This is a genomic window from Vibrio mediterranei (assembly GCF_013364395.1).
Taxonomy (GTDB): Bacteria; Pseudomonadota; Gammaproteobacteria; order Enterobacterales; family Vibrionaceae; genus Vibrio; species Vibrio mediterranei.
This window is the reverse complement of record NZ_JABXGK010000007.1, coordinates 21,937-43,226: the sequence shown is the minus strand read 5'-3', so window position 1 is coordinate 43,226 and position 21,290 is coordinate 21,937. Positions and strand designations below refer to the sequence as shown.

Here is a 21,290-nt window from a genome sequence, read left to right as displayed (position 1 = left end):
ATTATTTTCTCCAATTACCCCTTTAAAAGTAAGGTCTTTTAAGTGCATCACATTTTTAGATAGGATAAAGAGAGTTGAAGATGAGAGTTAGTACACGATGGACTTCTCTAAATGTGTAGAAGCCCAACGGGAGAGAATGCTGAATAAGGGTGGCTAATTAAACGTGCTGACCAGCTACAAAACCGGAAGACCAGCACCACTGGAAGTTGTAGCCACCAAGCCAGCCTGTGACGTCCATGACTTCGCCAATAAAGAACAAACCTTGGATCGATTTGCATTCCATCGTTTTAGAAGAGAGATGATCGGTATTCACACCGCCAAGCGTCACCTCAGCCGTTCGATACCCTTCAGTGCCATTCGGTGCGATTTTCCAGTGCTCTAATGCTTCGCGAATTGCCACCAACTCTTTGGCGTGGTACTGCTTCAATGGTTTGTCTGCAAATACTTTGCGCTCAATAAGCACTTCCACTAAACGTTTAGGAAGCACACGTGCCAGAGTATTCTTCAAGCTTTGATTTGGGTGCTTTTCCAACGAACGAGCAAGCAGTTCATCAATATCCGCTTCTGGAGCTAGGTTAACCGACACACTTTGACCCGGCTTCCAGAAAGAAGAAATCTGTAGCACTGACGGTCCAGACAGACCACGGTGAGTAAACAGCAAGGCTTCTTTAAACAAAGTGCCGTCATTAGCGGTAATCTCCGCAGGTACCGCAATACCCGATAGCTCCGCAAAATCCTCTTTGTCTTCCTTGTGCAGAGTAAATGGCACTAAACCCGCAGTTGTAGGTTTTACTTCGAGACCAAACTGCTCAGCAATCTTATAACCAAACGGGGTTGCCCCCAGTTTAGGCATCGATAACCCACCAGTAGCGACAACCAATGATTCACATTCGATAACATCAGTATCAGCGTGCAAAGAGAAACCGGACTCCGTCTTCTCAATACTGTGTACGTCGGTTTGATAACGGAAGCGAATATTCGGTGTTTCACATTCTGACAGCAGCATCTTGACGATATCTTTTGCCGACTCTAAACAGAACAGTTGGCCGTGATCGCGCTCTTCAAACTCAATGCCGTATTTGCTCACCATGGCAATAAAATCCCAGTTGGTATACTGAGACAGGGCCGATTTCACAAAGTGTGGATTGCTACACAGATAGTTACTGGCAGAAACGTCGTAGTTGGTGAAATTACATTTACCACCACCAGAGATAAGAATTTTTCGACCTGGTTTTTTGGCGTGATCAAGCACGAGCACACTACGCCCACGTTTTCCCGCTTCTGCTGCACACATTAAACCTGCAGCACCAGCACCAATAACAACCACATCTACTTTTTGACTCATCACGACGTTCCGACAAGAATTTCAATAAAAAAAGGATGTGCTGATTGCACATCCTTTCGACAATTTGGCGCTATTTTAGCGACTTCATTAAATAAAGCCAACTCCCCGGAGCCATTAGCCCGGTTCGCGACAACGCCTTATCCTTGTGTTACCTCAATCTCACCTTATAAAAGGTGCCGTAATGCTTTGTCGTTAAAGCAAAAATCCAGCAAACAAGGTGACACCAATAAGCGCACAGCAAAGTACAAACAGCTCACGCACTCTGTCGCACTTTCCGGTAAACACTGGATCGTGGTGGTGGAGGTATTCTTTAGTTTTGAGATAGTGATACAGTCTCACTTGCTTCGACATATTGCCGTGCGCCGTAAAGAAGCCTCGTCCATCCACTTGCTGATAGAGCAACGGATGCGCTTCACGCATGATGAATATAAGTGCGCGTAGTGCTGTCAGATACCTCGCCATATTGACTGAGGTAATGAGCATCAATGCTAATAGAATAGTGTCTCCACTGATCATCTTTTCCTCCCTACATCTTCCTAGACACCCAAGAGAAAAAGACGAACAGTCGACTTTTAGACGCTGAGATTACTCAGCTGGGGCGTCCATAATGGAAGAAGAACCCTCTTTTGCTAACACTGCTAAATCTTTGTCGATAAAGAATAGCGCCTGACCATTCTCACCTACGAGTTCTAGCTTATCTAAGATCCCTTTAAACAATTTTTCTTCTTCGTGTTGCTCCGCAACATACCACTGAAGAAAGTTAAACGTTGAGTAGTCCTGAGCGGTGAACGCCACATGAGCAAGCTTGTTGATTCTTTCAGTAATCATCTGCTCATGCTTATAAGTTTCACGGAACACATCACCTAGACTTTCGAAATCATGTCTTGGAGCTTCGATGCTACCTAAAATCGGTAACGCACCAGTCTCACTCACATAAGTAAACAGTCTGTGCATGTGCTGCATTTCTTCGTCAGCGTGTTTACGAAGAAATAGCGCCGCGCCTTCAAAACCTTTGTCTTCACACCAAGCACTCATTTGTAAGTATAGATTGGATGAGAAGAATTCGAGGTTAATTTGCTCATTCAGATGCTGAACCATTGCTGGAGAAAGCATTCTAGACTCCTAATTTTATTTCAAAAGTTAACGCCACTATAACATAACTTATTGAGGAGTCTCTGATCTCAAACCCAAACTCGCAACCTGCTGGATACTCAATCGCTACTTTTGATTCTAGAAAACTTTGGCGACTTTGCTCACAATTTATTGTCTTGTTGCTGAGAATTAACTTTATGGACTCCACTTTTTCATCTCTAGCTGGCGCAAAACAGGCTCTCTGTTCAAACGCGATATGTCTTCACAGGATCACGAATGACCGCCTGTAATTTGTACTTTGGATAACGATTTGAGATCACATCAACATAATTTTAAGGAGGAAAATGCTATGTTTTCCATAGTACTAACGTCAGGAGGAGTGCGTTATGAGTTATAAACATATTATGGTCGCATTAGATCTCTCAGAAGAAAGCAAAATGCTCATAGACAAGGCGGTCTCTCTCGCGAAGCCACTGGATGCAGAGGTTTCATTTATCCATATTGATGTCAATTATGCCGAGCTGTACACCGGGCTGATTGATTTAAACATGGCCGAGACACAACATCAGGCGATGGAAGCCTCGATGACTCAATTAAGAGATTTCGCAGAATACGCAGGTTACCCAATTAAGCATTCATTAGTAGGTAGTGGTGATTTAAGTAACGAGCTACGCGATACCATTGGTGAATACAATGTCGACCTTGTGGTATGTGGTCATCACCAAGATTTCTGGAGTAAAATCCTGTCTTCGACTCGCCAGCTTATCAATACCTCACCTGTCGATATGTTAGTGGTTCCGATTAAGGACTAACTTGCAGTAAAAGGCTTCGAAAGAAGCCTTTTTTGATCCGATCTGTATTGATTCACAAAGATGTTACAATAGCTCCATCGTTCACATTAACAACATGTTTAAGCAATGGGTTATCTTTATTCTGTCACTCTGCTTTGGGCTTTTTCTTTTAGCCTAATCGGGGTCTATCTAGCGGGTCAGGTGGATTCGTGGTTCTCAGTTCTAATGCGTGTGGTGCTAGCCGCGTTAGTCTTTTTGCCTTTTACTAACTTTAGACAAGTGCCAGGAGCCTTAAAAGCCAAGCTGATGGCCATTGGTGGTATCCAACTAGGCTTGATGTATTGCTTCTACTATCAGTCCTTCTTATTGCTATCCGTACCTGAAGTGTTGCTGTTCACTGTTTTTACTCCCATTTACGTAACACTTTTCTATGACTTCCTAAAAGGACGCTTTTCTCCTTGGTATTTTATCACTGCCGCGATTGCGGTGGCTGGCGCTGCCTTTATCAAATTTGCAGGTATCAACGACAACTTCATCACGGGCTTTCTCGTGGTACAGGGAGCCAACCTCTGTTTTGCTATTGGACAGGTTGGTTATAAATATGTGATGGAGCAAGCAGACGTTGAACTGCCACAGCATAGTGTGTTTGGTTACTTCTACTTTGGAGCAACCATCGTGGCAACGATCGCCTTTGCGCTGTTTGGCAGTTTTGACAAGATGCCGACCACCAGCCTGCAATGGGGCGTGCTGATTTACTTGGGTGTAATTGCATCGGGCTTGGGGTATTTCATTTGGAACAGAGGGGCGTGTCTGGTCAATGCAGGGGCGCTAGCCGTGATGAATAACTTATTGGTTCCTGCCGGGCTTATCGTCAATATTGTGATTTGGAATCGCGATGTGGATTTAGTAAAACTGTCGATTGGAGGCGGAATCATTCTGCTGTCGTTAGTGGTCAACGAACTGTGGGTGAAACCGAGAGCGGAAGCCCAGTTCAATAACGCTTAGGACTTCCATCTAGAGAAAACTAGTGCAGCTGTTCTGGCTGCACTTTAACAACCTGCTTCTCAACCACATTGGCCGCGAGCTGATACTTCTGTTCCAACTTACTCTGTTTACGAGCGAGCTTTTGGCTCTTCTTGAGTACTTTCAGCAACTTCTTCTGAGCTTTTTTCTGTGCCTTTAGGGCCTTCTTGGCTCGTTTTACCGCTTTTTTGTCCACGACGTCCATCATCTCTGAATCAATCAAATTTGCCTCTAACACTGATGTTTTGCTGACTTTTTTCTCTGAGAGCTTTTCCAACTTAGCAGGGCGAATTTGAGGCAAAGCTTCAGCAAGAACACCACATTGCTGTTGCTCGTGAACTGGCTTATTTTGACAAGAGGCAGGAGGAATCGCGGCAGGCTTGCACAGCGTTGATTTGTCCACAGAAGATCGGGAACAGGAGCGGCATAGGTATTTAGGCTCAGTGACTAATCGGTGTATTTCACCGAGGTTGTCGCTAATATCACGACGATTTAACTTACACAGACGCTTACTCATACCACTCTCCAACACCCAGACAACGAAAACAGGAATGATTCTTAGTTAGATATAACGTCTAATGCGGGCAGTTTCAAGTAACTTGCTCCAGTTACAACGAGCAAATTACTCAAATAAACAAATGAAGAGCGTTAACTCATTGATGCGTTGACATAAACATCAAAACGGTTTTTTTTGGTTTCAATCGCCATTGTCGGTTTTTTCTCATCCAGCCAATTGGCGTAATCAGGACGTTTCACCACAACCCGCTTAGTCGCAAGCTTCAGAGCTGGCTCCAGTAACCCATCGGCATCTGTATCAGCGCCGACCAAAGACTGGAAAACTCGCATCTCTTTTTTTACCAGAGCAGATTTTTTCTTGTTTTCTGGATGCGGGTACATCGGGTCAAGGTAAACGACATCGGGGCGTTCAAACTGGCTGTCATCGGCGAGGGAATCCAAAGCTTCCAAGCTTGATGCGTGCAACAGAGACATTCGCTCGCTGACCCACTCTCCGATTTCTTCGTCCTGCTTGGCACGTGAAAGACCGTCATCAAGTAAAGCGGCCACTACCGGGTGTCTTTCTACCATTTGTACTTTACAGCCCAGAGAAGCTAGTACAAAAGCATCGCGGCCCAGACCTGCTGTTCCATCAAGAACGGTGGGGGTCGCACCTTTATTTAACCCTGCCGCTTTAGCAATAGCCTGTCCCTTGCCACCTCCAAACTTACGACGATGAGCCACCGCACCACCAGCAAGATCAACAAAGATAGCGCCTAGTTTAGGCTCATCCAACTTGCGTAGTTCTAGCCTTTCTTCAGTTAAAACCAGAGCGAACTCAGACGATTGGCACGCCGTTAAGCCCCAACGACTGGCAAGATCCAGTAGCTGTTGTTGGCGTGGCTCATGTTCGCAGATAAGTTGGATTTGCAAGATAGGCTCCGAATAAGGCTAAGGTATAGCGCGCAAGTTTACCTCAAGTCGCAACGGTGACCAATAACCGTGATCCGCACTAAGACGACCAGATGGAAATAGTGATAAGCTTTAGCCCCATCAATACGACCATAACCTAGGACTCGATATGCATGCCACTAATGGACTTGATGACCTCGACAAAGCGATCCTAAAAACACTGATGGAAGATGCCCGTCGCCCCTATGCAGAGATGGCGAAGCAATTCGATGTCAGCCCTGCCACTATCCATGTGCGCATTGAAAAGATGAAAGCCGCTGGAATTATCGAAGGTACCGAAGTGGTCGTGAATACCAAAAAACTCGGCTACGACGTGTGCTGTTTTATCGGTATTAACCTTTACGCTGCGCGTGACTACCATTCTGCACTAGAGAAACTAAATGCCTTGGATGAAGTGGTTGAAGCCTACTACACCACAGGGGCATATAACATCTTCGTGAAGCTGATGTGTCGCTCAATTGAGGAGTTGCAGCACGTGTTAATCGATAAACTGCAAGCGATTGAAGAAGTACAATCGACGGAAACGTTGATCTCGTTGCAGAACCCGATTAGTCGCAATGTGAATCCTTAAGGGTTGTGTGCGCCGTATGTAGATTCCTGCGAAGCTAGCGGAATGACGGAACATTTTGAGGAAATATACTTTTAAGTCCGTCCCCCCTGCGCAGACAGGGGTCTACTCCAAAGCCCCACCAACCCAAAAAAAGGCGCTCTTTAGAGCGCCCTTTTACTATCCCAAGTGAAGGATTAAACCCACTTAGTCTTCGTTGCTTCTTTCACTGCAGACATAACCAGCGTCGGTAGTGATGCTGCCATAACGACACCGAATAAGTGACCTGCTGCTAGCGCTTCCGTATTGAAGATTAGCTGACCTAGACCGGTATAAATAACCCCTAGCGATAGAATCGCTGACACCGCTACCGCACCTAGTAGATACGGGTTAGTGAATGGGTTTCTGCGGTATAGCGACGTAAAGGTACGTGAGTCAAATAGGTGCCATAGCTGAGCAAACACCAGCATCGCAAATGCCATTGTCTGTGCGTAGTTCGCTGAGAAACCGTTCGTCAGTGCCCAGTTAAACGCCATGTAGCTCATGCCACCTAGTGCCAGACCACGAGTCAGGATACGAGTACCTAGATGGTCACTGAAGAAGCTCTCGTTACGTTTGCGAGGCTTACGCTCCATCAGATCTTTCTCTTCTGGCTCAACACCTAACGCTAGTGCTGGTAGACCGTCCGATACCAAGTTGATCCATAGAATCATCAATGGTGTTAGCGGCAAAATAGCTTCTGGGCCCATCATTAAGAATGCGAACAGGATTACCGATACTTCACCAACGTTCGCTGTCAGAGCCTGACGGATGAACTTACGAAGGTTATCGAAGATTTGACGACCTTGGCGTACCGCTTTCACGATAGTGCTAAAGTTGTCATCCAGTAAGATAAGGTCACCTGAGTCTTTCGCAACCGACGTACCAGTAATACCCATGGCAACGCCAATGTCTGCGCGGCGCAGTGCTGGCGCATCATTCACACCATCACCTGTCATCGCAGCCACTTCGTTGTTGAACTGTTGAGCTTGAACGATACGTAACTTGTGCTCTGGCGTTACACGGGCAAATACCGCAACGTCTGGACAGATTTGACGAAGCTTATCATCGTCCATCTCATCGAGCTCTGCCCCCGTCACAACCAAGTCTTTCTCACTACGGATGATACCGATATCACGAGCAATCGCCGCGGCAGTTAGCGCGTGGTCACCTGTGATCATTACCGTTCTTACCCCTGCTTGGTAGCAGCTTTCAATGGCATCGCGTACTTCAGGACGCGGTGGATCCATGATGCCGTATAGGCCAAGCACAGTAATGTCTTTCTCAAGCTCGCTATGGTCACGCTCAAGGTCAGCTTCAGATAACGCTTTATAGCCAACCGCTAGCGTACGTAATGCATCTTGAGCAAAGTTCTCAATCGCCGCTTCATAGTTCGCCACAATCTCTTCGCTCGGGCTTGCCGCTAGCGCTAAGTTGCCGTCTGTCGCGGTTGGTGTGTGGTCTACTGGCATACCATCAACCATAAAGCCTGCAGCATTGCGAAGAATCACATCTGGTGCACCTTTAATCGCTAGGAAATGGTTACCCTCTGGATCTTTAACAATCACTGATGCCATCTTACGAGAAGAGTCGAATGGGAACTTCTCAACAATTGAATAGCCGCCTGAAGTCAGCATCTCAGATTGGTTAAGACCCGCCTTCGCCGCCGCCACAATCAGGGCGCCCTCTGTTGGATTACCACGAACCGTCGACTTGTCGCCATCCATGATGTATTCAGAGTCATTACATAATGTTGCAACCACTAGCCCTTTCATCATCTCTGGGCTTTGTTTTGCATCTGTGCTGTGCGATAGCGGCTTAAATTGACCTTCTGGGCTGAAGCCTTTACCACTTACTTCCCAGTAACGACCGCTTGCATCATACGCCTTCATTACCTGCATTTGGTTTTGAGTGAGCGTACCTGTTTTATCTGAACAGATAACTGTAGTAGAACCTAAAGTCTCTATCGCCGCCAACTGCTTAGCCAGAGCATTATTCTTCACCATACGAGTAGAACCCATGGTCAGAACAATAGTGATAACCGTAGGAAGACCTTCAGGAATAGCGGCTACCGACAGTGAGATACCTGTATTTAAGATCTCTAGCCAAGGCATGCCATAATAAAGACCAATCGCACACACTACTGCTACAACGCCAAGCGCAACTAGCATCAAAGTCTTGGCGATGGTATCCATACGCTCTTGCATTGGTGTCTTAGTTTCTTCAGTGTTCGCCATCAGGTCGGCAATGTGACCTACTTCGGTCTGCATACCTGTCGCCACAACTAAACCTAGACCCGTGCCCGACGTAACCATGGTAGTCATAAAGCCCATGTTTAACTGGTCCCCAAGACCTACCGTTTCGTCGTCAATCACTTTAGCCGTTTTATCTACCGGCTCAGATTCACCAGTCAGTGCCGCTTCGTCGATAGATAGACGATTAGCTTCTAAGATACGAACGTCAGCCGCTAGGATGTCACCTGTGCTGATTTTTAAGATATCACCAGGCACGATGTCGCTAGCTGGAATATCAATCCATTCACCATCACGCTTCACTTGTGCAGACGGTGCGGCCATTTGGCGCAGCGCTTCCATCCCTTTCTGAGCTTTAAATTCTTGCCAGAATGCGATAAGCGCATTGATAAAGATGATCGCGGTAATCGCGATAGCATCCACTAAGTGTCCAGTGAAATAGGAAACAATGGCACCCACACCTAGAATGAAGATCAGTGGGTTTTTAAATTGATGAGCAAAGAGTTCAAGCGCAGATTTTCCTGCCTTTTCTTGAAGTTCGTTTTTACCGTACTGAGATTGACGCTCCGCCGCTTCTTGTGAAGACAAACCTTGCTCTGGCGCTACACCCATCATCTGCTGGGTCTTCTCAACGGTTTCAGTGAACCACTTTTTAGTCATAGGGGATACTCCGAATAAATTCAGTCGACACCGGTAGAATGGCAAACCGATAAAAAGCAATCGCTGAATATAAATTTTTAAAATCTCAACGCCGTTTGCATGTTTATTAACAATTAATGCGTAAGCGATGAGTAAAAATAAATTACCCGAAACCAAATAGGCTTGTAATTAACTTTCGGAGCGCTTACATGCACTCTAGGACGATTCTTTGACTTAAAACAAACTAGTTTTTTATTCAGAGCTTAGAACAAATTATTCATTGTAAGCAGATTTTAATAACACCTAATTTTCACTGAAATAACACTTCTGTTTTTTCGAATATTGAAACTTGTTTACACGACGGGCCTTGTTCAAGGTCGGAAGGTTTTGATGACGAATTATCGATTATTAATCGCTATTCAATAGTTATTCAATTGGGGAGATATATCATCTTAACGGTTTTTTCTACCCACTTAACTATTGGCTCAGCCGGTAAAATTCGCTTTCTCAACATAATAAAAAAGCCCTCAATCAAAGATTAAGGGCTCCAAATATTACTTCAATTAGATACTACGCACTGATGCCAGAATGACGTAATAGAGCATCGATCTCCGGCTCACGACCACGGAAGCGCTTAAATAGCTCCATTGGTTCTTCACTGCCACCCATTTCAAGGATGTTATTCAAGAAGCTTTGTCCTGTTTCTTTATTGAAGATGCCTTCTTCCTCAAAACGTGAATAGGCATCGGAAGACAACACTTCTGCCCACAAGTAGCTGTAGTAACCCGCGCTATAACCTCCCGCAAAGATATGACCAAAGCTGTGTGAGAAACGGTTCCATTCAAGACTTGGAAGTACGGCCACTTTCGACTTCACTTCAGCCAAGGTCTCTAGTACGCGTGCACCGATGTCTGGATCGTATTCCGTGTGCAGCGTGAAATCGAACAAACCAAACTCAAGCTGACGTAAAATAAACATCGCAGATTGGAAGTTTTTCGCCGCTAGCATTTTGTCGAGCATCTCTTTAGGTAGCGGTTCGCCTGTCTCATAGTGGCCTGAGATAAACGCAAGTGCCTCTTCTTCCCAGCACCAGTTCTCTAGGAACTGACTTGGCAGCTCAACTGCATCCCAAGGAACACCGTTAATGCCTGACACCGCACCCGTATCAATCTTCGTCAACATATGATGAATACCATGACCTGTTTCGTGGAACAAAGTCACGACTTCATCATGAGTAAACATGGCAGGTTTACCGCCGACTGGCTTATTGAAGTTACACGTTAGATACGCCACTGGTGTTTGCAGTTCACCGTCAAGATCGGTGCGTCGTACACGACACTCATCCATCCACGCACCACCACGCTTGTGTTCACGCGCGTACAGGTCAAGATAGAAGCTACCGCGCAGTGTGTCAGTGCTGTCAAAAATATCGAAGAAGCGGACTGACTCATGCCAAGTGTCTACCCCTTCACGCTCTTTAATCTGCATCCCGAAGACGCGGTTTAGCACTTCAAATAGCCCACTGACCACTTTTGATTCTGGGAAGTAAGGGCGCAGCTCCTCATTAGAGAATTGGAACAGGTGCTGTTTCTGCTTCTCACTGTAGTAAGCAATATCCCAAAGGTTTAGCTCAGTCACGCCGAACTCTTTTTCAGCAAACTGGCGTAGCTCCTCTACTTCACGCTCACCTTGAGGTTTAGCTTTAGTCGCAAGATCATTCAGGAAGCCAAGCACTTGGGCTGGGCTTTCTGCCATCTTGGTCGCCAGTGACTTTTCACTATAAGTACCAAAGCCAAGCAAGCGGGCGATTTCATGGCGCAGCTTAAGTTGCTCAGCGATAATCTCAGTGTTGTCCCATTTACCCGCATTTGGACCGCGATCAGAAGCGCGCGTCACGTAGGCTTCGTACAGCTCTTTACGTAGCTCTTGGTTATCGCAGTAGGTTAGAACTGGGAGGTAAGACGGAATATCCAATGTCAGTAGATAACCTTCTAACTCTTTCGCCTCAGCTGCCGCTTTTGCCGCCGCGAGTGCCGATTCTGGCATACCGGCTAGCTCGTTCTCATCAGTAATGTGCTTAGTCCAACCCATGGTGGCATCTAGGACATTATTAGAGAATTGCGAGCCTAGCTCAGACATACGCTTGCTGATTTCACCATAGCGATGCTGCTCATCGGCTGGCAGACCAATACCAGACAACTCAAAATCACGCAGTGAATCTTTGATGGTTTTCTGTTGCGCTTGGGAAAGCGTGTTAAACGCGTCACTGGCTTTGATCGCTTTGTACGCTTCATACAGCCCCTTGTGCTGCCCCACCCAAGTGCCGTATTCAGAAAGAATTGGTAGGCAGCTTTCATACGCTTCACGCAATTCATCACTGTTCATCACTGAGTTCATATGGCTCACAGGTGACCATAAGCGGCTAAGCTTGTCATCAATTTGCTCGATTGGCGCAACGACATTGTCCCAAGTCGGGTTGGTATTACCTTCAAGCACTTCGTCTATTTTTGCTCGGCATGCCTCAATCGCTTGTTCAACGGCTGGCTTCACATGCTCAGGCTTAATTTGAGAGAAAGGAGGTAAGTCGGTAAACGTCAGTAGTGGATTTGCCATGCAGCGTCCCTTTTTAGTTATTGGATTCCCTCACTTCATTGGAAGGCAAGTGAGCGTAATTAATAGATAAATGTAGTCTCGAAAGAGAAATTTCAATCCTTCGAGATTCAATTACGGTGATTCAAAACACCAACTCCTCTGCCGCTTCTCGTCAGAAGAGGTTATAATCCGTCCATTATTGTTAAACAGAGTCTTTATTTTGCTGAGCTATCGTCACAGTTTTCACGCGGGTAACCATGCCGATGTGGTTAAACACATAGTACAAAGTCTTATCCTTAATTCACTAAAAAACAAGGAAAAGCCATTCGTTTATCACGATACTCATTCGGGCGTAGGCCGTTATGACCTTACCCACGAATGGTCTGAGAAAACTGGTGAATATAAGCAAGGCATCGGTCGTATTTGGGGAAATGCCGACATTCCTGAAGATATCGCCAGCTACATTGAATCGATAGAGACACTGAACAACAGCGACACACTGCGTTATTACCCAGGTTCTCCTCGTGTGGCGCGTGCCCATTTGCGTCCTCAAGACCGTATGGTATTAACAGAATTACACCCAAGCGACTTTCCATTACTTGAGCAAGAATTCCATCGTGACCGTCAAGTCAAAATCTTTAAAGAAGACGGTTTTAAGCGCTTAAAAGGCAGCTTGCCACCAGCAGAACGCCGTGGTTTGGTCTTGATCGATCCACCTTATGAACTCGCTCGTGAATATCGTGATGTCGTGACGGCCATTGCCCAAAGTTATAAACGCTGGGCAACGGGTATTTATGCGATTTGGTACCCTGTGGTCAATCGCTATGATATCGACGATATGATTGAAGGCTTAGAAGGTCTTGGTATTCGCAAGATTTTGCAAATCGAACTTGGTGTCTCACCAGATACTAACGAACGCGGAATGACAGCTTCGGGCATGATTGTCATCAACCCACCGTGGAAGCTAGAGCAGCAAATGAATGCCATTTTGCCGTACCTTAAAGACAAGATCGCTCCAGCAACAGGCCACTTTAAAGTGGAGTGGATTGTCCCAGAATAATTTTTGGGAAACACTTCTAATCTCAAGAAAGGGCGTAATCAATTGTTTTAAAGCACTATTGCGCCTTTCTTAATTGCGCTTATTTTTATCTCTCCAGAAAATATTTCGACTTTATTGAAATTATTTTCGTCTTTCTCTCGCCTCCCGCGTCTTACTAGTGAAAGTACCGAAGCCAAGTGCAATGTGTACACCCTAATAGCCTAGTGAGGAAAACCCAGATGATTAAGATTGTTAGCTTTAAGATTTGTCCTTTTGTCCAACGTGTCACTGCTGCACTGGAAGCAAAACGCATTCCCTATGAGATTGAATACATCAGCCTAAAAGACAAGCCACAATGGTTCCTAGATATCTCACCCAATGGTCAGGTGCCAGTGATGGTCACGGAATCAGGTACCGCTTTGTTTGAATCAGACGCCATCATTGAATACATCGAAGATGAATATGGTCCGATTGAGCAAGACGTGAGTAACGAGCAGCGCGCACTCGATCGTGCATGGAGCTATTTAGGCTCTAAACATTACCTTGCTCAATGCGGCACAATGAGTAGCAAAGATAAAGAGACCTTTGAAGAGCGTGCGGAAAAGCTGATTAAAGCATTCCAAAAGGCAGAGAACCAGCTATCTGGCAACACCAAGTTCTTCAAGTCGGACACCTTCAGCAATGTTGATATGGCGTGGTTACCACTCTTGCATCGCGCTGCGATTGTTAAAGCGCATTCAGGTTATGATTTTTTCTGCGGACTGCCAAAAATGCAAGCGTGGCAACGCAACATCATGGAATCAGGATTGGTCGAGAAGACCGTCTCTAGCGACTTTGAAACGCGGTTTGCTGATTTCTACCTAACTAATACTTACCTTGCTACTGGAAAAGACGTACAGGCTCAACAAGATTGCTCAACATCAAGCTGTTGTGGCTAAGCGACTTTTATAGAGGGCGTAATGCCCTCTTATCTCGTCATTAATCGTTATTACTCATAATTAACTCTGCTTTTTCCCATTGGAGAAAGTTGCTAGACTCGATTTATAGTATGGATAGCGATTCTTAACTAAACATTGCGATGATATTGAGTTCCCTACTCTTCACCCCAATGTATCTGTTACTAGCAATCATAAAATTAATAAGCTCTCGGAGAACGTAATGGCAACGCATTTTGACTATATCTGTATTGGTGGTGGCAGCGGCGGTATCGCATCTGCTAACCGTGCGGCAATGTACGGCGCGAAGGTCGCGCTGATTGAAGCTCAAGATCTTGGCGGTACCTGTGTAAACGTTGGCTGTGTGCCAAAGAAAGTCATGTGGCACGGTGCACAAGTTGCTGAAGCGATGAACCTTTACGCAGAAGACTATGGTTTTGATGTCGACGTTAAAGGCTTCGATTGGAGCAAACTGGTTGAGAGCCGCCAAGCATACATTGGCCGTATTCACCAATCTTACGATCGCGTGCTTGGCAACAACAAAGTTAATGTCATTCGTGGTTTTGCTAAGTTTGTTGATGCGAAAACTGTCGAAGTGAACGGCGAGCACTACACAGCTGATCACATCCTTATTGCCGTTGGTGGTCGTCCAACCATTCCAAATATTCCAGGCGCAGAATACGGCATCGATTCTAATGGTTTCTTTGAGCTAAGCGAGCAGCCAAAACGCGTTGCAGTTATCGGCGCAGGCTACATTGCAGTAGAAATCGCAGGTGTACTACACGCACTAGGTACAGAAACTCACCTATTCTGCCGTAAAGAATCACCTCTACGTAGCTTTGACCCAATGATCATCGAGACGTTGGTTGAAGTAATGAATACCGAAGGTCCAACGCTGCACACCCACTCCGTGCCTAAAGAAGTGGTTAAAGAGGCGGACGGTAGCCTAACGCTACATCTTGAAAACGGTGAGAGCCAAAATGTTGATACCTTGATTTGGGCAATCGGTCGTCACCCAGCGACAGATGCAATTAATCTTGGTGCTACAGGTGTGGCAACCAACGATCGTGGCTACATCAAAGTCGATGAGTACCAAACCACGAATGTAGATGGTATTTACTGTGTTGGTGACATCATGGAAGGCGGCATTGAGCTCACTCCAGTTGCCGTTAAAGCAGGTCGTCAGCTTTCTGAGCGCCTATTTAACAACAAACCAGATGCGAAGATGGACTACGACCTAGTACCAACTGTGGTATTCAGTCATCCACCTATCGGCACCATCGGCCTAACCACACAACAAGCGGAAGAGAAGTACGGCAAAGATAACATCAAAGTCTACACCTCTGGCTTCACTGCTATGTACACAGCAGTAACCAAGCATCGCCAGCCATGTAAGATGAAACTAGTTTGTGCTGGCCCAGAAGAGACGGTTGTTGGCTTGCACGGCATCGGCTTTACTGTTGATGAAATGATTCAAGGTTTTGGCGTTGCGATGAAGATGGGCGCGACCAAAGCAGACTTCGACTCTGTCGTGGCAATTCACCCAACGGGTTCTGAGGAATTCGTGACGATGCGCTAACGCATACACTCTATTTTCAAAGCCCAGCTGAGATGCTGGGCTTTTTAGTTTTAGAGCCATTACACACTTCAACGAGAGTTTCACCTTAGTCACTCAAGTAAGGTTTGAAATGCCTCGCATAGAGAAAGCATCAAGCACGAAATTCATGGGTTTCACGCTCACTCTTCCATGGCCTTTTCTATAGTTTGTTGCGCTAGAAAGTAACGTCTCCTCACTACAGGTGAATCTATCTAGCGAAGATAAATAATATTGAAAAGGAACGTCAGATGAAAACCTCTCGATGGCTTATGGCAGCAAGCACTACCTGCTTAAGCTTACCTACCCTTGCGGTAAACCCGCACCCTGATCCACAAAATCCAACCGGGTATATTATTGCCCGTAGCGACATACAAAATAGTGAAGCAAGCAAAACTAGCAACCCCATGTACAGAGTGTGGGCTGAGGCATTGCAGACAGCCTCAAACTCTGTCGTGGATTCGATTGATGCAGGCTTAGCAACCAACCCAAGTAACGTAAAACGGGCTGAGCGAGTCTTCCCACGTGATGAATGGGACTTTCTCACTCATATGGCTGCGCCAGAGTACACCTATCAGCGCTTTTTACAGGCTATTGGTAAATTTCCAGCGTTTTGTGGTGACTATAGCGACAATCGAGATGCCGATGCTATTTGTAAGCGTTCCATCGTGACCGCCTTCGCCCATTTTGCCCAGGAAACCGGAGGTCACATCGCCAAGGATAACTCTTGGGATAACCCTTTAGCTCTCGAAGAATGGCAGCAAGCACTGGTTCATGTGCGCGAAATGGGTTGGTCCGAAGGACAGCCAGGCTATACCACGGGGTGTGGTCAGAATGATTGGCAAAACAAACGTTGGCCTTGCGCCGCCAACCAAGGCTATTTTGGTCGTGGCGCTAAACAACTCTCTTACCACTTCAACTACGGTCCTTTTTCTGAAGTGATGTTTGATGGTGATGCAACGGTGTTACTCGATAACCCAGCGCTTGTGGCTGACTCGTGGTTAAACCTCGCCTCTGCTATCTGGTTTTTCTTAACGCCACAAGCACCAAAGCCCGCCATGTTGCATGTTATTGATAGAACTTGGGTCCCATCTCAGCGAGAAGTAGAGGCTGGTATTGGCTATGGGTTTGGTACCACCATCAACATCATCAATGGTGGTATTGAATGTGGGGAGCAGAATAAAAACAAAGGGCAGCCAGTTAACCGAATTCGTTACTGGGAAGGGCTCGCTGCACACTATCAGATTCCCATTGAAGCCGACGAGACCAATACGTGTTGGCAACAAACCCCTTATGGAAGCTTGAACTTAAACGGCGCAACAGATGTACTTTACACTAACTGGGAAGCCAGTTGGGCTTATCATGCTGACCGTCCTGAAGGCGTCTCTTTTGAATGTAACTTGGTCGGTTACCAAACTGCTTACTCTGCTCTCGTACCCGGTGACTATGAAAAATGCGTCACCAACTTTTATGGCTCCCACGCCAATTGGCCAGAAGTGCGGATTGTGGACACTCTTCCCTCAACAGATAACGGCAATGGAGGTACTGGCGACGGGAATAGTGGTGGAAGCACCACCACGCCACCTGAAATTAATCTAGTTACTTGGATTCCGGGTAGTACATCTGTCAGCAATGGCGATACCGTAAGCTACCAAGGAAGGTGTTTTATTGCTAAGAACAACCCTGGTGTTTGGGAGTCACCCACACAATCAAACTGGTTCTGGGGTGAAGTCGTTTGCCCTTCAGCGTGATCAAACCAGTAAAAGCTGCTCTATATGGAGCAGTTTTTACACAACTTTTATCTAAGCACTCTTCCCGCATCTGATTATATTTCTTATAGTTTCTAAAGACTGTAAGGAGTTATTAATGGATAAAAAGCACATATTTTTCTTCGATGCCATGCGCTGTGTGGCGGCACTCGCTGTCATCATTATTCATGCGCTAGGCCCTTACCGTCATGAACTCGGACAGATCCCTATGGGCGAATGGATTACCGCTATCACCTTTAATGGATTCAGTCGCTGGGCAGTCCCGGTGTTTATTTTGATAACCGGCGCCCTCATGCTCAACGACAAGCGACCGTTTGATATGAAATATTATCTGTCTCGTCGTCTCGGTAAAGTGCTGATTCCATTTATCGCATGGTCACTTTTCTACGCTTACTTATCCGGATGGACCATTGAAGGCTTTAACGGCAATACGGTTAAAGAAGTCTTGTCTGAGAGCTATCACCATCAGACCTATTACCATCTTGGGTTCTTTTACTACTTTATTCCGCTTTATGTGGCGATCCCGTTCTTGCAGGTGTTCGTTCGCAAGTTTGATGACAGCGCACTTTACGCATTTACCGGCCTTTGGTTACTCACTACGCTGTTGTTCTTATTAAGAGTTGATGGTCCTTGGAGCGAGCAGTTCTGGCTTTATATGGGCTTATTACCTCTGGGCTATATCCTGTATCAGAAGCTGCCATCAAGCCGAGGTGTGGTTGCTGTGTCCATTATTCTGGGTGTTGGCGCGATGGCGCTGAGCAGTTATATGGTAGTTCAAGGAAGTATTGACGAAGGTCGTTATTATGTTGGACGCTGGTTCTCTTACAAGACTCTAAATACCGTCCTAGCGGCCAGTATGATATTTATCGTTTGCAAAGCCTACGCCGACAAGCTTTGGCCAGGAGCAAAGAAAGTGGTGAGCTTTATTAGTAAATACAGCTTGGGTATTTATATTCTTCACCCGCTATTCCTGTGGCCGATGAACGAACTCGGCCTACATCAAGGTCACCCAATCTATATGATTCCATTTTGGGTTATTGTCAGCGGCAGTTTGGCATTAGCAACCAGTTGGTTGTTGTCACTCAGCAGTAAGACTCGTTGGTTATTGCCTTAAAGGTTATTTACCCACACACACTACATTGAGCAAAGTATTGCCTTTTAACGGTGATACTTTGCCATTAGTAAACAGCCCTTTCTGACCATCTCCCCAATACGGCATTTGTAGTGGCCAGCGATTTTTCTGCATCACTTGTGATTTTACCAAGGCTTGCCAGTCTTCATTACTCGCCAAATGCATATCAAGGTCACTGCATACCTTTATGGCAGACTGATAACTCAAGCGGTTCCACGCTTTATCATGTTCCATATAGAACTGATGACTACTATTAGCGATATAAGGCACGCTATAACGCTGTCCATTAACTTCCGCATTTAACCGAACACCCAATGAAGCCTTAGCGCTGGTCGCAAGAGGCGTTATCTTCTCAGCTTTCCTTACTGGCTTGGATGCCAGCGGCTTAGCCGTTTTAGCGGGAACTTGCTGCGTCACTTTGGCAGTACGTTGAGGTGCGTTGGCAGAAGCGTTGCGTTCCACTTGGCGGATAAAAGCATCACGATAACCAGATAAGGCTTTGACTTGAACAAGCTCTTGCTTGGCGATCTCAGCATCGTTGTATGGACCAATCAGACAACGATAGCTATTTTTCTGAGGCAGCATCCACACATCGGTGGTGATTTTGGCGTACAAGGTTTTCGCTTGAGTCAGTGCCATGGGTGCATCAAGAATGCCGCACTGAATCCAATAAAGCGATGTTGCGCTTACGGGAACTTCATTGCTCCAAATCCCATCTCCAATCGGACAAGATTTATCTAAAACCGGCAGTTCATTGGTGGAGGGCTGGGAAGCGTCACACAACGCATCCTCAGCATAAACTGGTAAAGGAACCACACTACTGGTTAACAACAAGGTGCCCAACAAAGCACTAAACGAAAAACAACCTAATCCCTTTACACCATTTAAAGAGCTCATAAACATCCTCTGAACACTCTTGGCTATTGTTATCAGCGGCACAAATAAAAAGAGCCGCAATTATCTGCGACTCTTAGTGTAGTGACGATCGGGATTAAAAATCAATCACTCTGGATCACCCTTTGTAGATTTTCGGGTTGAATACATCACGTAGCCAGTCACCTAGTAGGTTAATAACCAACACTAAGGTAATCAGAACAATGCCTGGGAACACGGTAATCCACCACGAACCAGAGAAAATGTAGTTAAAACCGATACTGATCAAAGAGCCCAATGATGGCTGGTCTACTGGCAGACCAAGACCTAAGAACGACAGCGCCGCTTCGGACATGATTGCATTCGCAACCTGTACCGTTGAGATAACCAAAATTGGCGACAAACAGTTAGGCAGAATATGACGGAACATGATACGTGGCGCTCTAAAGCCCATCACTCGCGCTGCTTCTACATACTCTTTCTTTTTCTCTGCAAGAACCGAGGCGCGGATAGTACGTGCATACTGCGGCCATTCCGCCACACCAATTATCACGACCAGCATGGTCACGGCATATTGGCTATAGAACTCAGTGCCGAAGCTGGCCTTAAAGATAGCAGAGACTATGATCGCAACCATCATGGTTGAAAACGACAACTGAACATCAGCAAAACGCATCAAGAAGCTATCGATACGACCACCGAAGTAACCCGCTGATAGACCAATCACAATACCTAGGAATAACTGTAAACCTACCGCTAGGAAACCAATGGTCAGAGACAGTCGAGAACCATAAAGAATGGTGGATAAAATATCACGACCTTGGTCATCGGTGCCTAATACGAAGTTCTCGTCACCGTCTTCCATCCAAGATGGCGGCAGCTCCGAGTCCATAATATCGATAGATGATAAATCATATGGGTCAGTAGGGGCGATGACAGGCGCAGCTAGTGCTAACACCAAGAACATCATGAAGACCGTAAAACTTGCCATAGCGACTTTGTCGCGCTTGAAGTAATACAAGAAGTCCGAGTTTTTAAAACGCTCCCACGCTGAAGGAGCAGCAGCTACATTTGCTTGGCTCATGGTTATGCTCCTTTTCCAGTTAGGTTTACGGTTGGGTTAATCAAGCCGTACAACAAGTCAACGATAGTGTTCGTCACCACGAAGATAAGGCCAACGAAAATAACGTAAGCGGTAATCAATGGTGTATCTACACGGTTAATCGCTTCAAGGAAAAGGAAGCCTGTGCCAGGCCACTGGAAGACGGTTTCAGTCAGGATGGTATACGCCACCATAGTACCGATCTGAACACCACCAACAGTCAAAACAGGTAACATCGTGTTTTTAAGGGCATGTTGATAGTAGATTTTTTTAAGAGGTAGCCCTTTTGCTTTCGCAAACTTGATGTATTCGGAGCTCAGTACTTCTAACATTTCAGAACGAACCAAGCGAATGAAAAGTGGCAACATAATCGATGCCAATGCGATACATGGCAAGATAAGGTGCTTAATACCATCGATTGTGAAGAATCCTGACTCCCAACCGAGCACGTTCGCAGTTTCACCACGCCCGAAAGACGGTAGCCAGCCTAACTCAATAGAGAATACATACATCAGCATGATCGCCGTTAGGAAAACCGGAATCGAGATACCAATACTACTGCCGGCCATCACCAGCTTGGTAAAGAAACTCTTTGGGTGAATTGCCGAGTACACACCGAGTGGTATCGATAAACAAATAATAATAAGCGTCGCGCCGAATACCAGCTCTAGTGTTGCCACCAGCTTATCGAGAATAACCTCAACGGCAGGACGTTTGAAAAAGTATGAAGTGCCAAGATCGCCTTGCAGCGCTGCACCAATAAAACGAGTGTATTTTGTTACGAAAGGATCGTTGAGGCCCAACTCATCACGCAGTGCTTGACGCTCTGCTTCCGAAACCGACTGACCTACAAGCTCACGCAGCGGGTCACCCAGGTTATCCTGAATGGCAAACGCCACCAAACTGATCACAAACATCACTATCAGTGCCTGAAACAGGCGCTTGACCAGAAACGAAAACATTCCTTGCCCCTTAACTATCCATAGATCTCATTGAGAGAGAAACATTCAGTCTTAATAACCGCTCAATCCGACTGAAATAAACTGAGCTGAGTAGAGA

18 protein-coding genes are annotated in these 21,290 nt (G+C 46.0%); 8 read left to right on the top strand and 10 right to left on the bottom strand.

The window, feature by feature from the left end; all coding sequences use genetic code 11:
* Nucleotides 1–157 precede the first annotated feature (157 nt).
* The 3 genes from HOP38_RS16685 to ftnA all read right to left on the bottom strand — a co-directional run bounded on the left by HOP38_RS16685 (nt 158) and on the right by ftnA (nt 2,458).
* Nucleotides 158–1,345, bottom strand: a complete 1,188-nt coding sequence (locus HOP38_RS16685; protein WP_198558532.1) for a BaiN/RdsA family NAD(P)/FAD-dependent oxidoreductase — start codon at nt 1,343–1,345, stop codon at nt 158–160.
* 192 nt (nt 1,346–1,537) lie between these two features.
* Nucleotides 1,538–1,861: a universal stress protein UspB gene (gene uspB, locus HOP38_RS16680; protein ID WP_006072092.1), complete on the bottom strand. Its 324-nt coding sequence runs from the start codon at nt 1,859–1,861 to the stop codon at nt 1,538–1,540.
* A 69-nt stretch (nt 1,862–1,930) separates the two neighbouring features.
* A complete protein-coding gene (ftnA, locus tag HOP38_RS16675) occupies nt 1,931–2,458 on the bottom strand; it encodes a non-heme ferritin (protein WP_006072091.1) in 528 nt (175 codons plus the stop codon).
* A 365-nt stretch (nt 2,459–2,823) separates the two neighbouring features.
* Between ftnA and uspA the strand changes: the two genes are divergently transcribed.
* Nucleotides 2,824–3,249, top strand: coding sequence for a universal stress protein UspA (uspA, locus tag HOP38_RS16670; RefSeq protein WP_006072089.1), 426 nt, complete (start codon nt 2,824–2,826; stop codon nt 3,247–3,249).
* 105 nt (nt 3,250–3,354) lie between these two features.
* A complete protein-coding gene (locus HOP38_RS16665; protein ID WP_038228668.1) occupies nt 3,355–4,233 on the top strand; it encodes a carboxylate/amino acid/amine transporter in 879 nt (292 codons plus the stop codon).
* A 19-nt stretch (nt 4,234–4,252) separates the two neighbouring features.
* Here HOP38_RS16665 and HOP38_RS16660 read toward each other — a convergent pair whose 3' ends face one another.
* Nucleotides 4,253–4,768, bottom strand: a complete 516-nt coding sequence (locus HOP38_RS16660) for a hypothetical protein (RefSeq protein WP_006072086.1) — start codon at nt 4,766–4,768, stop codon at nt 4,253–4,255.
* 131 nt (nt 4,769–4,899) lie between these two features.
* Nucleotides 4,900–5,679 (bottom strand): class I SAM-dependent methyltransferase, encoded by a 780-nt coding sequence (locus HOP38_RS16655; RefSeq protein ID WP_006072084.1) that lies wholly within the window; start codon nt 5,677–5,679, stop codon nt 4,900–4,902.
* Between the two features lie 148 nt (nt 5,680–5,827).
* On the opposite strand from HOP38_RS16655, the gene asnC reads away from it, so the two are divergent.
* Entirely contained in the window at nt 5,828–6,289 is a 462-nt protein-coding gene (asnC, locus tag HOP38_RS16650; RefSeq protein ID WP_006072083.1) for a transcriptional regulator AsnC, read from the top strand.
* Between the two features lie 173 nt (nt 6,290–6,462).
* On the opposite strand, the gene HOP38_RS16645 is transcribed toward asnC, so the two are convergent.
* Both HOP38_RS16645 and prlC read right to left on the bottom strand, forming a co-directional pair.
* Entirely contained in the window at nt 6,463–9,216 is a 2,754-nt protein-coding gene (locus tag HOP38_RS16645; RefSeq protein ID WP_198558531.1) for a cation-translocating P-type ATPase, read from the bottom strand.
* 549 nt (nt 9,217–9,765) lie between these two features.
* Entirely contained in the window at nt 9,766–11,808 is a 2,043-nt protein-coding gene (gene prlC, locus HOP38_RS16640) for an oligopeptidase A (protein WP_198558530.1), read from the bottom strand.
* A gap of 199 nt (nt 11,809–12,007) precedes the next feature.
* On the opposite strand from prlC, the gene HOP38_RS16635 reads away from it, so the two are divergent.
* The 5 genes from HOP38_RS16635 to HOP38_RS16615 all read left to right on the top strand — a co-directional run bounded on the left by HOP38_RS16635 (nt 12,008) and on the right by HOP38_RS16615 (nt 18,238).
* The gene (locus tag HOP38_RS16635) at nt 12,008–12,847 is read left to right on the top strand and encodes a 23S rRNA (adenine(2030)-N(6))-methyltransferase RlmJ (protein ID WP_006072078.1); all 840 of its coding nucleotides are present in this window, start codon (nt 12,008–12,010) and stop codon (nt 12,845–12,847) included.
* Nucleotides 12,848–13,065: 218 nt separating this feature from the next.
* The gene (locus tag HOP38_RS16630; RefSeq protein WP_198558529.1) at nt 13,066–13,764 is read left to right on the top strand and encodes a glutathione S-transferase family protein; all 699 of its coding nucleotides are present in this window, start codon (nt 13,066–13,068) and stop codon (nt 13,762–13,764) included.
* A 220-nt stretch (nt 13,765–13,984) separates the two neighbouring features.
* A complete protein-coding gene (gene gorA, locus HOP38_RS16625; protein WP_006072074.1) occupies nt 13,985–15,340 on the top strand; it encodes a glutathione-disulfide reductase in 1,356 nt (451 codons plus the stop codon).
* A gap of 266 nt (nt 15,341–15,606) precedes the next feature.
* Nucleotides 15,607–17,106, top strand: a complete 1,500-nt coding sequence (locus tag HOP38_RS16620; protein ID WP_198558528.1) for a chitinase — start codon at nt 15,607–15,609, stop codon at nt 17,104–17,106.
* Nucleotides 17,107–17,221: 115 nt separating this feature from the next.
* On the top strand, nt 17,222–18,238 hold the full coding sequence (locus HOP38_RS16615) for an acyltransferase (protein WP_198558527.1): 1,017 nt from the start codon (nt 17,222–17,224) through the stop codon (nt 18,236–18,238).
* 3 nt (nt 18,239–18,241) lie between these two features.
* Here HOP38_RS16615 and HOP38_RS16610 read toward each other — a convergent pair whose 3' ends face one another.
* The 3 genes from HOP38_RS16610 to HOP38_RS16600 form a co-directional block, all read right to left on the bottom strand.
* Complete coding sequence (locus tag HOP38_RS16610) at nt 18,242–19,153, bottom strand: SPOR domain-containing protein (protein ID WP_198558526.1); 912 nt, start codon at nt 19,151–19,153, stop codon at nt 18,242–18,244.
* Between the two features lie 115 nt (nt 19,154–19,268).
* Nucleotides 19,269–20,213, bottom strand: a complete 945-nt coding sequence (locus tag HOP38_RS16605) for an ABC transporter permease (protein WP_006072067.1) — start codon at nt 20,211–20,213, stop codon at nt 19,269–19,271.
* A gap of 2 nt (nt 20,214–20,215) precedes the next feature.
* Entirely contained in the window at nt 20,216–21,193 is a 978-nt protein-coding gene (locus tag HOP38_RS16600; RefSeq protein WP_006072065.1) for an ABC transporter permease, read from the bottom strand.
* Nucleotides 21,194–21,290: the final 97 nt, after the last annotated feature.